The 12643-nt window shown below is 64.3% G+C and carries 15 protein-coding genes; 5 read left to right on the forward strand and 10 right to left on the reverse strand.

Annotated features, from left to right (window positions below):
• Window positions 1-151 precede the first annotated feature (151 nt).
• Window positions 152-382 (reverse strand): ChaB family protein, encoded by a 231-nt coding sequence (locus ACUN9V_RS19505; protein WP_439302984.1) that lies wholly within the window; start codon window positions 380-382, stop codon window positions 152-154.
• A 66-nt stretch (window positions 383-448) separates the two neighbouring features.
• Window positions 449-2377 carry an ABC-F family ATP-binding cassette domain-containing protein gene (locus ACUN9V_RS19510; protein WP_445512622.1) on the reverse strand — a complete coding sequence of 643 codons (1929 nt, stop codon included), beginning with the start codon at window positions 2375-2377 and terminating at the stop codon, window positions 449-451.
• Window positions 2378-2444: 67 nt separating this feature from the next.
• On the opposite strand from ACUN9V_RS19510, the gene ACUN9V_RS19515 reads away from it, so the two are divergent.
• Window positions 2445-2957, forward strand: coding sequence for a TIGR02444 family protein (locus ACUN9V_RS19515; RefSeq protein WP_445512623.1), 513 nt, complete (start codon window positions 2445-2447; stop codon window positions 2955-2957).
• A gap of 86 nt (window positions 2958-3043) precedes the next feature.
• Window positions 3044-3817, forward strand: coding sequence for an FKBP-type peptidyl-prolyl cis-trans isomerase (locus ACUN9V_RS19520; protein WP_075563903.1), 774 nt, complete (start codon window positions 3044-3046; stop codon window positions 3815-3817).
• Between the two features lie 61 nt (window positions 3818-3878).
• Here ACUN9V_RS19520 and ACUN9V_RS19525 read toward each other — a convergent pair whose 3' ends face one another.
• Window positions 3879-4415, reverse strand: a complete 537-nt coding sequence (locus ACUN9V_RS19525) for a hypothetical protein (protein WP_445512624.1) — start codon at window positions 4413-4415, stop codon at window positions 3879-3881.
• A 95-nt stretch (window positions 4416-4510) separates the two neighbouring features.
• On the opposite strand from ACUN9V_RS19525, the gene ACUN9V_RS19530 reads away from it, so the two are divergent.
• Complete coding sequence (locus ACUN9V_RS19530) at window positions 4511-5431, forward strand: AEC family transporter (RefSeq protein ID WP_445512625.1); 921 nt, start codon at window positions 4511-4513, stop codon at window positions 5429-5431.
• A 205-nt stretch (window positions 5432-5636) separates the two neighbouring features.
• Here the strand turns inward: ACUN9V_RS19530 and ACUN9V_RS19535 are convergent, their stop codons facing one another.
• On the reverse strand, window positions 5637-6572 hold the full coding sequence (locus ACUN9V_RS19535; protein WP_445512626.1) for a LysR substrate-binding domain-containing protein: 936 nt from the start codon (window positions 6570-6572) through the stop codon (window positions 5637-5639).
• A gap of 88 nt (window positions 6573-6660) precedes the next feature.
• Here ACUN9V_RS19535 and ACUN9V_RS19540 point away from each other — a divergent pair, with 88 nt between their 5' ends.
• The gene (locus tag ACUN9V_RS19540; RefSeq protein WP_445512627.1) at window positions 6661-7569 is read left to right on the forward strand and encodes a DMT family transporter; all 909 of its coding nucleotides are present in this window, start codon (window positions 6661-6663) and stop codon (window positions 7567-7569) included.
• A gap of 18 nt (window positions 7570-7587) precedes the next feature.
• Here the strand turns inward: ACUN9V_RS19540 and trmB are convergent, their stop codons facing one another.
• The 4 genes from trmB to ACUN9V_RS19560 all read right to left on the reverse strand — a co-directional run bounded on the left by trmB (window position 7588) and on the right by ACUN9V_RS19560 (window position 11320).
• Window positions 7588-8325 carry a tRNA (guanosine(46)-N7)-methyltransferase TrmB gene (trmB, locus tag ACUN9V_RS19545; protein ID WP_445512628.1) on the reverse strand — a complete coding sequence of 246 codons (738 nt, stop codon included), beginning with the start codon at window positions 8323-8325 and terminating at the stop codon, window positions 7588-7590.
• 167 nt (window positions 8326-8492) lie between these two features.
• Window positions 8493-9290: a thiazole synthase gene (locus ACUN9V_RS19550; protein WP_445512629.1), complete on the reverse strand. Its 798-nt coding sequence runs from the start codon at window positions 9288-9290 to the stop codon at window positions 8493-8495.
• Between the two features lie 31 nt (window positions 9291-9321).
• Window positions 9322-9522, reverse strand: coding sequence for a sulfur carrier protein ThiS (gene thiS, locus ACUN9V_RS19555; RefSeq protein WP_445512630.1), 201 nt, complete (start codon window positions 9520-9522; stop codon window positions 9322-9324).
• A gap of 319 nt (window positions 9523-9841) precedes the next feature.
• Entirely contained in the window at window positions 9842-11320 is a 1479-nt protein-coding gene (locus ACUN9V_RS19560) for an alanine/glycine:cation symporter family protein (protein ID WP_445512631.1), read from the reverse strand.
• A gap of 143 nt (window positions 11321-11463) precedes the next feature.
• On the opposite strand from ACUN9V_RS19560, the gene ACUN9V_RS19565 reads away from it, so the two are divergent.
• On the forward strand, window positions 11464-11850 hold the full coding sequence (locus ACUN9V_RS19565) for a DUF423 domain-containing protein (protein WP_110693369.1): 387 nt from the start codon (window positions 11464-11466) through the stop codon (window positions 11848-11850).
• 73 nt (window positions 11851-11923) lie between these two features.
• On the opposite strand, the gene ACUN9V_RS19570 is transcribed toward ACUN9V_RS19565, so the two are convergent.
• Both ACUN9V_RS19570 and ACUN9V_RS19575 read right to left on the reverse strand, forming a co-directional pair.
• Entirely contained in the window at window positions 11924-12340 is a 417-nt protein-coding gene (locus ACUN9V_RS19570) for a PaaI family thioesterase (RefSeq protein ID WP_075560872.1), read from the reverse strand.
• Window positions 12341-12550: 210 nt separating this feature from the next.
• Window positions 12551-12643: IS3 family transposase (locus ACUN9V_RS19575; RefSeq protein ID WP_445512579.1), on the reverse strand; the 93-nt coding region annotated here is incomplete at its 5' end.

The raw sequence follows: 12643 nt of genomic DNA on the forward strand, positions 1-12643 counted from the left end.
TAGCTCGTAGCTCGTAGCTCGTAGCTCGTAGCTCGTAGCTCGTAGCTCGTAGCTCGTAGCTCGTAGCTCGTAGCTCGTAGCTCGTAGCTCGTAGCTCGTAGCTCGTAGCTCGTAGCTCGTAGCTCGTCGCTCGTCGCTCGTCGCTCGTCGCTCAAGACTTCGGATGCCAGTTGCCGTCGTCACCTTTCTTGTACTTCGCCTCGACCGCCTTCCAGGCCACGGCGTGGGCGGTCTCTTCTCGAGAGCTGCCGCCGCGCCGGTCGCCGGGCTTGTCGTACTCGTCCCAGGCGCTGTTGAACGCTTCCTTGTAGATGGTGCGGGCGTGGGGCGGCAGCACCTTGCGTGCGCTATCGGGAATATCGTCGCGGGAATCGTAAGGCATGAATGCCCTCCTCTAGCCGGAAATTCATCCTCAGTGTAGACGCCCGCCGAGCGCCTCAACTACGATTCAGGATTCGGCCTGGAGCAGCTCCGCCTCCAGCGTCTCCAGCGCCTCTTCCGCCGCCATCCACTCGCTCTCGAGCTGTTCGACTTCGGCCTGACGCTCGCCCTGTTCGCGCACCAGCCGGGCAAGCTCGTCCTTGCGTCCGGCATCGTAGATATCGGGGTCCGCCAGCTGCGCTTCCAGTGCCGTGAGCGCACTCTGGGCCTTGTCGAGCTTCTTCTCCGCCGTATCGCGCTGTTTGCGCAGCGGCTTCATCTGCTCGCGCCGTTCGGCGGCTGCGCGCCGGGCCGCCTTGCGATCGCCGCCATCCGCCGCGCCTTTTTCCTGGCGCGCTTCCTGCTTCAGGTCTCGCCGCAGCTCCAGCTCGCGGGACTTGAGCCACTGATGGTAGTCATCGAGATCGCCATCGAAGGGCTCGACCCGACCTTCGGCGACGCGCCAGAACGTATCGACACTGGCCCGCAGCAGGTGGCGATCGTGGGAGACGATGATCACCGCGCCTTCGTACTCCGCCAGCGCCTCGGCCAGCGCCTCGCGCATGTCCAGATCGAGGTGGTTGGTCGGCTCATCCAGCAGCAGCAGATTAGGCTTTTCCCAGGCGACCAGCGACAGCGCCAGGCGTGCCTTCTCGCCACCGGAGAAACGTGACACATCACCGAACACGTCGTCGCCACGAAAGCCGAATCCGCCCAGGAAATTGCGAATCGACAGATCGCTCGCCGTAGGCGAGAGCCGCTGCACATGCATGAACGGCGTGGCGCCGATATCCAGGTGCTCCAGCTGATGCTGGGCGTAGTAGCCGACCACCAGATTGTCGCCGGGGACTCGAGTTCCCTCGATCGGGGTCAGATCGCCGATCAGGGTCTTGATCAGGGTCGATTTACCCGCGCCGTTGGGCCCCAGCAGACCGATCCGCTCGCCGGGCAGAATCGACACCTTCACCCCGTCGAGAATCGTGCGATCGGGATAGCCTAGCGACGCCTGATCCAGCGACAGCAGCGGCGTCGAGGTCTTGTCGGCGCAGGGAAGTTGAAAGCGAAACGGCGAGTCGACGCGGGCCGCGGCGATATTCTCCATACGCTCGAGCATCTTCAGCCGGCTCTGAGCCTGGCGCGCCTTGGTCGCCTGGGCGCGGAAGCGCGCGACGAAACCTTCGATCTCGGCCCGCCGCGCCTGCTGCTTCTCGAATGCCGCCTGCTGCTGGATCTGACGCTCGGCACGAGCACGCTCGAAGGCGCTGTAGTGGCCGCGATAGAGCATCAACTGGCCTTGATCGATATGCAGAATGTGATCGCAGACCGCATCGAGGAAATCGCGGTCGTGGGAGATCAACATTAGCGTGCCGGGGTAGCGCGTCAGCCACTGCTCGAGCCACAGCAGGGCGTCCAGATCCAGGTGGTTGGTCGGCTCGTCGAGCAGCATGATCTCAGACGGGGTGAATAGCGTCCGCGCCAGACCGACACGCATGCGCCAGCCGCCCGAAAAATCCGCCAGCGGACGGTAGAGGTCATCCTGCCCGAAGCCCAGCCCTGCCAATAGCTGCTCGGCGCGGGAACGCGCGCTGTAGCCATCGAGCGCCTCGATCTCACCATGCAGGACGGCCTCGCGCTGCATCTCGCCGTTGGCCTGGGCTTCGGCAAGCGCCGTCTCGGTCTCGCGCAGGCCGACGTCGCCGTCGAGCACGTACTCCACCAGCGGGCGATCGATGGCCGATACTTCCTGCGCCATGTGCGCGATGCGCTTGCCACCGGCGATCTCCACGCTACCCGCATCGGCACCGAGCTCGCCCCGGATCAGCGCGAACAGGCTCGATTTGCCGGCACCGTTGGCGCCGACGATGCCGACCTTCTGGCCCTCGTGCAGCACCAGATCGGCACCCGCGAACAGTTGGCGGGTACCGCGTTGCAGGGCGAGTTGGCGGAATGCGATCATGCCGGGCTCCAGGGCGCGTCGAATGGGCGCTCATTCTATCAGCCATCCGCTGTCGGTATGGAGAGTCATGTCCACACCCGATGCATCCCCCTCGCTGTGGTCCTACGCACTGGATCGCTACGCTCTTCCCGGAGTCGAAACCCTGTGCCTGACACTGCAGGACGAGCATGGCTGGGATATCTGCGAACTGCTGTGGATCGCCTGGCTGAGCGAGCAACGCCGCCGCCCCGATCCTGGCGCAGCCGACGCCCTGGCCGCGGCGAGACGCTGGCAACAGGAGATGACCGTCGCATTGCGCGAGCGCCGTCGACGTCTGAAGCGTGAGGCGCAAGAGCAGCCGCGGCTGGAGCCGTTGCGTCAGGCACTCAAGCAGGCGGAACTGCAGGCCGAGCGTGAAATGCTGGCGCGCCTGGAGGCATTGCCCACGACCGATGGCGAGACGGATTCCGCTCTCGAGCAGGCGCTGGCCTCCTGCCAGACACTGCGCAAGACGACCGCTGGCGCTTACCCCGTGTTACGCGAACTACTGGCGCACTGGCTGATCGATGCGTCGGATGCGGAACCAAAACCCACCTGTTAGAGTCACACCACCACAATCCACCCGGTGTTTGAGGCTTCTTTGCAATCTGGCCAGCATCGGTTTTATCCGTGACCCAAGGAGTTTGCATGAAACGTTTGGTAACCGCCGTCGCCCTCGGCAGCATCATGACCCTGCCACTGACGGCCTTCGCGCAGGACAAGGTCGACCTCGACAGTGACCAGGCGAAACTCAGCTACAGCATTGGCGCCACGCTCGGTCAGGGTCTATCCAAGGACATCAAGGATCTCGACGTCGACGCCTTCGCGGCGGCCGTCAAGGATGTCTACGGCGATGATGACCTGCAGATGAGCCAGGACGACATCAGCAGCACGCTGACCCAGTACCAGCAGAAGAAAGTCTCCGAGCAGAAGGCCGAGCAGAAGAAGGTCGCGGATGAAAACCGCAAGAAGAGCGAAGCCTTCCTGAAGGAGAACGCCAAGAAGGATGGCGTCAAGACCACCGATTCCGGGCTGCAGTACAAGTCGCTCGAATCCGGTGACGGCAAGTCGCCCTCCGACGACGACACCGTTCGCGTCAACTACGAAGGCACCCTGCCGGACGGCACCGTCTTCGACAGTTCCTACAAGCGCGGCGAGCCGATCTCGTTCAAGGTCGACCAGGTCATTCCCGGCTGGCAGGAAGCGCTGAAGATGATGCACGTCGGCGATACCTGGATGATCACCGTGCCTTCCGACCTGGCCTATGGTCCGGCCGGTACCGGCGGTCCGATCGGCCCCAATCAGGCGCTACAGTTCAAGGTCGAGCTGCTGGCGATCAACCCCGATGACGGCGCCAAGGACAGCGGCGGCGATGCTGACAGCGACGACACGGGCAGCGACGACTCGGGCAGCGACGACTAAGCACCGCTAACAAGTCATCCCGCAACACCCGACGCCGACCCATCGTGGTCGGCGTCGGCGTTCACAGGCAGCGCTTGTCGCCCCGCCCCGCCATGGCCGACCCCAGGTCGTGGCTGTCGAAATCGAACCAGCTCCCTCTCAGACCGTGATCGCTGAGCACCACCACCTGGGCTCGCCAGGCGTCCACGTGAGCACTGCAAAGCCCCAGGCTGCCCCGCCCGACGAACAACCCATCGCCCTTGTCCTGAAGCGAGAGACGTCTCGATTCCACCGCCATGTCACGCCCGATGAACTGGACCGTCACCGCTTGCGGCGCGCGCCCGTGAACGCGGACTTCGAACGTCAACGTGCCCTCGTCGTCATGGGCCTGCTGAAGCGCGAACGCCAGCGACGAGTCGATCCCGAGGCCGGCGTGACAGCCCCCTTCCAGCAGCACGCAGCCCTGCGCCGGCGGATACCAGGTCACGTCACCGGTCGATTCGCGCAGATAGTAGTAATCGAGCAGATACCACAGCGCGATCACGATCGTCATCAGCGTGACCCCGATCAGCAGATTGAGCATCCGCGGTCTGGCGGTTTCCTCTTCGTGGGCAGCCATGGGCTTCTAGAGACTCCAAGCGGTGGGCATTAGCCGATAGACTAGCGGGCATAGGCGCTGCAGATCATCACCGAGGCGCTCGACAAGGATGACACATGAGCGATATCGCGAACGCCCTGGGCCCACTATTTCTGTTGATTCTGCTCGGCGCGGCGCTGGGCTGGGCGCGCTTCCCCGGCGGCGACTTCTGGCCGCGACTCGAGCGGTTCATCTACTACTTGCTGTTCCCGGCGATGCTGGTGGCGACGCTGGCCACCGCCGACGTCAGCCAGGTTCCGGTCTTTCGGCTCGGCGTGACGATGCTCGGCACGATGCTGCTGCTGGGTCTGGGGCTTTGGCTGGCGAAGGATCGCCTGCGACTGTCGCCGCCCGCCTTCACCTCGGCCTTCCAGGGCGTGGTGCGCTTCAATACCTACGTCGGCGTCGCCGGCGCCACCGCGCTGCATGGCGCCGAGGGTACCACGACGGCAGCCGTCGCCGTCGCCCTGATGGTGCCGACCGCGAACATCCTCTGCGTGCTGGCCTTCATCGGCTCCGGCACGCTGGGCAGCGCCAGTCTGGGTCAAAGCGCCATGGCGCTGCTGCGAAATCCGCTGATTCTCGCCTGCCTGCTGGGCATAGGCTTGAACCTCGGCGGCATCGGCCTGCCCGGCTGGAGCGCGGATGCCATCGGCCTGCTCGGCGATGCCGCCCTGCCGCTGGGGCTGGTGGCGGTGGGCGTGGCGTTGCGTCCCCAGGCGCTGTGGCGCAGCGGCAGGGCGTTCTGGCTGTCGAGCGCCCTCAAGCTGGTCGTCACGCCACTGATCGTGCTGGCGCTGGCCGCGATCGTCGGACTTCACGGCGCCAATCGCGATATCGCGCTGCTGTTCGCGGCGCTGCCGACCGCCACATCGGCTTATATCCTGGCCCGTCAGCTGGGGGGTGACGCGGAGTTGATGGCGGCCGTGATTACCGGCCAGACACTGCTGGCGATGGCGACCTTGCCGCTTCTATTGCACGCAGTCGGCGCGAGTTGACCGGCGCAAATAAAAAAGATTCTCGTTACGCTTGCAATCTCAAATGAGAATGATTACCTTTACATCGTGGCGCCGCCAAACGCCACTGATCATCGCAGCGAATGTCAGGTTCCTGCCCTGATCATCTCCTCATCAAGCTAGTCACGGTCCTTAGTGCCGCCCTGCCCAGGGCGGCTTTTTTATGCTCCTGTTTCAGACTTGTGCTTCAGGCTCGCGTTTTCTGCCCGAGATCGCGCCCGCTCAGCGCGTCACGCTGCCAGGGTCCGCGACCCTGCAGTCTCTCGCGCAGCAGCTGTGCCAAGGCGTCGACCGCCGGCTGCGATGCGTTGTCGATCGCCTTTGCGAAATGTAGCCTGGCGATGCAACGGCGTAGCGGTGGCATGCCGTCGCTTTCGTCCAGCGCGCGCATCGCCGTGGTCACGCGCTCGCGGTCGAGCACGCCGATCGCCATGCCGGTCTCGATCGCCTTCTCCACGGCGTGAATGCTGGTACTGGTGAAGATCGCCCGCCACGGACGCTGGGCGGCGTCCAATGCCTCGGTCGCCAGATGTCGATAGGGGCACTGCTCGGGGTGCACCGCCAGCGGCAGTACCGTTTCCCGATGCAGCGCGCCCTGAACCGGCCCCGCCCATACCGGAGTGGGATGCCACAGCGTCTCTCCGCCTTCCAGCCCCATCGCATGATCGAGCACGATCGCCAGATCCAGCTGACGCTTGCCGAGCGCCCTGGCGAGACGGCCGCTAGTATCGGTGGTGACATCCAGCAGAATTCCCGGATAGCGCGCCATGAACTGCGGCAGCGTGTCATCGAGCAGCTCGCGGGCGTAGTCCTCGGGGATGCCCAAGCGTACGCGCCCACTCAGTCGTTCGCCGTTGAAACGGCTGACCAGGGTGTCGTGAACCCGCAGCAGTTCCCGCGCTTCACCTAGCAGCACGTCGCCGCTCGAGGTCAACGTCACCCCGCGAGATCCGCGATCGAGCAGACGCACGTCCAGCTCCGTTTCCAACCGCTTCATCTGCATGCTGATCGCGCTCAGCGTGCGATGGCGTACCTCTGCCGTCGCTGCCAGCGACCCCGTCTGCGCCACGACCTGAAACGTGCGCAGGAGCTCCAAATCCAGCGTGTGGCTGCCTTCAATCATATTGAACTCTGATAGATTTTTATTCGATTCATTGAACTCTGCATAGCGCGCAGACTCAAGCCACTTCGACCGGACGGGAGGGCTTGGCATGCGCAATCTATCGCTGCACATCGCGCTGATGACAGGGTTCATCATCTGCTGGAGCTCGGGGTTCATCGGCAGCCGACTGGCGAACCAGGCGCCGCTGTCGGCAATGGATCTGTTTGCCTGGCGCTTCGTCATCGCCACGCTGATCGCCGCGCTATGGTGGTCGCTGAGCCGTCAGCGCGCGGTGACGTTGAGCGGCTGGCTGCGCGAAATGAGCGTCGGCGCGCTCACCATGGGCGGCTATCTGCTGTTCGTGATGTTGGCCGTCGGCCAGGGAGTCAGCGCGGGTTCCACGGCACTGGTCACCGCCCAGCAGCCCATCCTGGCAGCGGTGATCGCAACGCTGTGGCTCCGCGAGCAGCTACCCATGGCAGCCTGGCTCGGTCTGGGAATCGCGGCCAGTGGCGTGGCGCTGTGCGTCGCGGGGGATTGGCAAGGAACGGGCAGCGCCAGCGGCTGGGCCTATGCGCTGCCGCTACTGTCGGTGATCAGCGTGACGCTGGGCAGCGTGCTCGCCACCCGACGCCCGTCCGGGCTTGGCATGCCGGCCACGCTGACGGCGCAGCTCGGCGCGGCGAGCCTGGTCTTTCTGATAGCGGCGCTCAGTGACGGCCAGCTGGAAAGCCCGGGCAGCGAATTGATCACCTGGCAGACGCTGGGCTGGCTGGTGGTGCTGTCAAGCTTCGGCGGATACGGCTTTTTCACCGTCTGCCTGCGCCGCATGGGTGTCAGCGCCGTGTCCAGCGCCATCTATCTCACCCCGCCGGTCACCTTGCTATGGAGTGCCTGGATGTTCGGCGAAGGCGTCGACACCCTGCAGCTGGGCGGCATGGCGCTGGCGCTGGCGGGTGTCCTGCTGACACTGGCCGCCCAGCACCGGTTCCGACATATCGGCGGCTGGGCGCACTGACTCCGTTCGGCCAGTCGATCAATCGCGGCGGTAGATGAGATCCCAGACGCCGTGGCCCAGGCGCTCGCCGCGCTGCTCGAACTTGGTCAGCGGTCGGAAGCCGGGGCGTTCGACGAAGGGCGCCGTTTCCGCCGGGGCGGTATTGACGAATCCCGGCGCCTCGGCCATCACCTCCGCCATGAATTCGGCGTAGGCCTGCCAGTCGGTCGCCATGTGCAGCTTGCCACCCAGCTGGAGGCGAGATCGCACCAGTTCGACGAACGGCAGCTGCACGATACGCCGCTTGTGATGCTTCTTCTTGGGCCACGGATCGGGAAAGAACAGCTGCAGCGTATCGATGCTCGCTTCCGGCAGGCAGTCCGCCAGCACCGCCAGTGCGTCTTCGCGGTAGACACGCAGGTTGGTCAGCCCGCGCTTGTCCGCTTCGTCCAGGAGCTTACCCACGCCGGGCGCGTGAACCTCGATGCCGATGAAGTCGGTCTCGGGGTGCGTCTCGGCCTGCTCGACCAGCGACTTGCCCATGCCGAAGCCGATCTCCACCACGCAGGGCGCCCGGCGGCCGAAAAGCTGCTCGAGATCCTGGCGACCGTCGGCCAGCGTCAGGCCCCATTTGGGCCACACGTCGTTCAGGCCGCGCTCCTGCGCCGCCGTCATGCGACCGGCCCGCAGTACGTAGCTCTTGATGCCACGACGCACGGGCGTCTCGGGCGTACCTTCGGCGATGGATTCGGTCTCAGGCGTCGTCTTGTCAGTCATGCGAAGGCGTCAACAGGCAAAGGAAATGGGAGTGGCCGCCGATCGTCGGCGGCCCTGTTCAAGTCGGTCGAAAGTACGTCGATCGAAGTACGTCGATCAAAAGTACGTCGATCAAAAGTACGTCGATCAAAAGTACGTCAATCACAGTTCAAGTCGTTCAAGGAGACTCAGCCGTTGATGCGCCCGGCAAACGGCGAAGACGGGCTGGCGCTCTGGCGGCGCGGCATGCGCTCGGCGAGAAAGGCCTCGCGTCCGGCTTCGATCGCCTTGCGCATGGCGTTGGCCATCATCACCGGATGCCGGGCGTGGGCGATGGCTGAGTTCATCAGCACGCCGTCGCAGCCCATCTCCATCGCCAGCGCCGCATCCGACGCTGTACCGATACCGGCATCGACCAGCACCGGTACGTCGGCGTGCTCGAGAATGAGCGCCAACGTCGCCGGATTGAGCAGGCCGTTGCCGGAGCCGATCAGCGAGCCCAGCGGCATCACCGCGCAGCAGCCACGCTTTTCCAGCTCCTTGGCCACGATCGGATCGTCGCTGGTGTAGACCATGACGTCGAAGCCGTCGTTGACCAGAGTCTCGGCCGCGGCCAGCGTCTCGACCACGTTGGGGTAGAGCGTCTTTTCATCGCCCAGCACCTCCAGCTTGACCAGGTTGTGACCGTCGAGCAGTTCGCGGGCGAGCTTGCAGGTGCGCACGGCATCCTTGGCGGTGTAGCAGCCGGCGGTGTTGGGCAACAGCGTATAGCGCGACGGCGGTACCGCATCGAGCAGATTGGGCTCGTCCGGGTTCTGGCCCAGATTGGTCCGCCGGACCGCGAACGTCACCACGTCGGCACCGCTGGCCTCGATGGCCGCGGCGGTCTCGTCGAAGTCGCGATACTTGCCGGTGCCGACCAGCAGGCGAGACGCAAAACGGCGCCCGGCCACGATCAACGGGGTTTCCTGAATCAGCTGCGACATGGATGACTCCTGGTCATGAACCTGGCGGCAATCAGCCACCGCCGATAGCGTGCACGATCTCCACGCGGTCGCCGTCGTTCAGGCGCGTCTGCGCATGCTGGCTGCGTGGCACGATCTCTTCGTTGACTTCGATGGCGACACGCCGCCCGGCCAGGCCGAGCGAGTCGACCAGCTGGACCAGCGTGGGTTCGCCATCGAGCGGATGGGGCTCACCGTTGAGCTGAATCTGCATCGCGGCCTCCCTGGGGCGAATCGAGCGCCTTGCGCACCGGCGCGGGCGCGTATATCAATCGCCGCGGTTGCGGGCGCGGCAAGCATCGCGCGGTTTCGGGCGCGGCAAGCATCGCGCGGTTTCAGGCGCGGCTATCAATCGCCGTGGGTCCGGACGCGGTAAACAGCATCGCGCGGATCCGGGCGCGTATAAAACGCCGCCATATTGTAGCGCTTCAAGCCAGATCAGGCACCCGGCTCAGGTGTCGCGGCCGGCAAGTCAAGACAGGATGCGGGGCGTCGACGATCAACCGTCGCGCCCCGCCATGCTCATCTCGCGCTTATTCGGCGTTCTCTTTCGCCGGCCACACGTCGGCATCGGTCTGCTCGGGCCGCTTGAGCACCTTCTTGGGATCGAATGTCGGCTCGCGGATGCCATCCTTGCGCTGACGCTCGTAATCCTTGAGCACCCGCAGCGCGATCGGACACAGCAGCAGAATCGCGATGAGGTTGGTCGTTGCCATCAGCCCCATGGCGAGATCGGCGAAGTCCCACACGAACTGTAGCTGCGCCACGGACCCGATCATCACCATCGCCAGCACGGCAACGCGCAATACCGAGACCGCGATTTTGGAATGGCGTTTGAACAGATACTCGATATTGATCTGCGAGTAGGAGAAGTTGGCAATGATCGAGGTGAAGGCGAACAGGAAGATGGCGACGGCGATGAAGATCTCGCCGAAGCTGCCGAGATGATCGACCATCGCATCCTGCGTCAGCTGAATGCCGACGATATCCTGACCCGGCGAGGTGCTCATCAGACGCTCGTAGACACCGGAGAGCAGAATCACCACCGCGGTGCAGCTACAGATCACCAGGGTATCGATGAACACGCCGAAGGACTGGACCAGACCCTGGGCCGCCGGGTGTTTGACGTCCGCCTGGGCGGCGGCGTTGGGCGCCGAACCCATACCCGCCTCGTTGGAGAACAGGCCACGCTTGATGCCATTCTCCATCGCGATCTTGATGGTATAACCCACCGCACCGCCGACGGCCGGGCCGTAACCGAAGGCACTCTTGATGATCAGCTCCAGCATCGCGGGGACTTCGCTGAAGTTCACGATCAATACGTACAGCGCCACCAGGAAGTAACCGATGGCCATGATCGGCACGATCTTCTCGGCAGTACGCGCGACGGACTTGAGTCCGCCGTAGATCACCAGCGCGGTGATGATCACCAGCGCAACGCCGGTCATCCAGTTGGGAATCGAGAACGCCTGAGACAGGCCCTGAGCGATGGTGTTGGACTGGGCGCCGTTGAAAGCCAAGCCGTAGGCGATCAGCAGGAAGATCGCGAACAGCACGCTCATCCAGCGCTGCCCCAGCGCCCGCTCGATGTAGTAGGCCGGGCCGCCGCGGAACACGCCATCCTCGTTGCGCTTCTTGTAGGTCTGGGCCAGGGTCGATTCGATGAACGAGGTGGCGAAGCCCACCAGCGCCGTCATCCACATCCAGAAGATCGCCCCGGGGCCGCCGACCCATAGCGCGATTGCCACACCCGCCAGATTACCGGTGCCGACCCTGGCCGCCAGGGAGGTCGCGAAGGCCTGGAAACCGCTGACGCCATTGCCGGAGCCGCGGCTGTTGAAGGTGACGCGGGCCATGTGCCCGAACAGCCGGAACTGCATGAAGCGCGTGAGCACGGTAAACAGAACGCCAGCACCCAGCAGCAGATACAGCAGGATGTAGGTCCAGACGAAATCACTGACCGGAGTCATCACGGCATAAACCGCGTCGTGAAGCGTGTTGATGAATTCCATTTCGGAGATCCTTATGGAGAACGATGACGTCGCAAGCGCTGGCAGACGCGGCTGCCGAGGCGGTTTTTTACGCGCTAGACTAGCAGGCGTCAATTCCGCGACTGACGCTCACTTGAGCATAGTCGCCCTCGAGGAGTCGCAACATGCACCAAAAGTGGGGCTGGATCGCTGCCGCCCTGAGCGGATTCATTATCGTGGCCGCCGGCGCCTTCGGCGCGCACGCGCTGGCCGATACGCTCTCGCCGCGTAATCTCGAGGTATTTCATACCGCCGTACGCTATCAGGCCTGGCACACGCTGGCGGTGATGGCGGTTCTCGCCTGGCAAAGCCAGCGCGCGCTACGCGGGCAGACGCTGGCCATCGGGCTCTGGTTCGCGGGCATGGTGCTGTTCAGCGGTTCGCTCTACCTGCTGGTGCTCGGCGGAATGCGAGTGCTGGGGATCGTGACGCCCTTTGGCGGCCTGCTGCTGATGGCGGGTTGGCTGGTACTGGCATGGAGCGCCTGGCGTCAGCGCCCGGCCGCGGCGTAGATCAGAAGCTCGCTTAGGTCACGGCCTCGCTTCAATCACGGCCTCGCTGGCGAAATCCAACGGCGTGACGGCTTCAATCATCGCGATCCGGCAGCACGTAGGTCGCCGTGACCAGCGCCACGGGTTCGTTGTCGCCGGTGGAGAAGAGCTGGACCTCGCCGACGGCGAGACGCTGGCCGAGCTTGAGAATGCGGGCGTTGGCGATCAGGTCCCGGTCGCCGCGAGCCCGACGCAGGAAGTGGCAGTTGAGACTGCTGGTCACCGCCATCGCTTCCGGCCCGATCTGGGCCAGCACCGCGACGAACAGACAGACGTCGGCCAGATTCACCATCGACGGCCCGGAGACGCAGGCGCCGGGGCGCAGGTGCTCGTCCTCGATCGCCAGACTCATGGTCGCCCGCATGTGATCGACGGCCTCGATGGTGCCTTGGCGCTGGGGGAAGACATCGTCGAGGAAATCCTCGATTTCGGCGGCGGTCATCACGGTCATCGGACTCTCCCAGGGCGGCTCGGCGGGCGGCGCATGATTCGACGGGGGGACGGCGTAGCCGTCAAGATAGCGCAAGCGATCACCGAGTCACAGAGGCAAAACGGAAGACGGAAGACGGAAGACGCGAGCCGCGAAAACCAGAATGTGGTGGTTGCCACGTAAAACGCCAGCGACGGATGTGAACTGACCCCATAAAGTTGGACGGTTCAATTAGTCGGCTCTCAAGGCCTGGGTCCTGTACTGCACAGGGCTCAGACCTTTTAGTGTCAGTTTGATGCGTTCGTGATTGTAGTAGTGGATGTA

It is taken from the genome of Salinicola sp. V024 (genome assembly GCF_052645315.1).

What these genes read in the sequence shown, in the direction of transcription:
- ACUN9V_RS19505 (WP_439302984.1), bottom strand. Translation starts at nt 382, where the DNA reads ATGCCTTACGATTCCCGCGACGATATTCCCGATAGCGCACGCAAGGTG.
- ACUN9V_RS19510 (WP_445512622.1), bottom strand. Translation starts at nt 2,377, where the DNA reads ATGATCGCATTCCGCCAACTCGCCCTGCAACGCGGTACCCGCCAACTG.
- ACUN9V_RS19515 (WP_445512623.1), top strand. Translation starts at nt 2,445, where the DNA reads ATGTCCACACCCGATGCATCCCCCTCGCTGTGGTCCTACGCACTGGAT.
- ACUN9V_RS19520 (WP_075563903.1), top strand. Translation starts at nt 3,044, where the DNA reads ATGAAACGTTTGGTAACCGCCGTCGCCCTCGGCAGCATCATGACCCTG.
- ACUN9V_RS19525 (WP_445512624.1), bottom strand. Translation starts at nt 4,415, where the DNA reads ATGGCTGCCCACGAAGAGGAAACCGCCAGACCGCGGATGCTCAATCTG.
- ACUN9V_RS19530 (WP_445512625.1), top strand. Translation starts at nt 4,511, where the DNA reads ATGAGCGATATCGCGAACGCCCTGGGCCCACTATTTCTGTTGATTCTG.
- ACUN9V_RS19535 (WP_445512626.1), bottom strand. Translation starts at nt 6,572, where the DNA reads ATGATTGAAGGCAGCCACACGCTGGATTTGGAGCTCCTGCGCACGTTT.
- ACUN9V_RS19540 (WP_445512627.1), top strand. Translation starts at nt 6,661, where the DNA reads ATGCGCAATCTATCGCTGCACATCGCGCTGATGACAGGGTTCATCATC.
- trmB (WP_445512628.1), bottom strand. Translation starts at nt 8,325, where the DNA reads ATGACTGACAAGACGACGCCTGAGACCGAATCCATCGCCGAAGGTACG.
- ACUN9V_RS19550 (WP_445512629.1), bottom strand. Translation starts at nt 9,290, where the DNA reads ATGTCGCAGCTGATTCAGGAAACCCCGTTGATCGTGGCCGGGCGCCGT.
- thiS (WP_445512630.1), bottom strand. Translation starts at nt 9,522, where the DNA reads ATGCAGATTCAGCTCAACGGTGAGCCCCATCCGCTCGATGGCGAACCC.
- ACUN9V_RS19560 (WP_445512631.1), bottom strand. Translation starts at nt 11,320, where the DNA reads ATGGAATTCATCAACACGCTTCACGACGCGGTTTATGCCGTGATGACT.
- ACUN9V_RS19565 (WP_110693369.1), top strand. Translation starts at nt 11,464, where the DNA reads ATGCACCAAAAGTGGGGCTGGATCGCTGCCGCCCTGAGCGGATTCATT.
- ACUN9V_RS19570 (WP_075560872.1), bottom strand. Translation starts at nt 12,340, where the DNA reads ATGACCGTGATGACCGCCGCCGAAATCGAGGATTTCCTCGACGATGTC.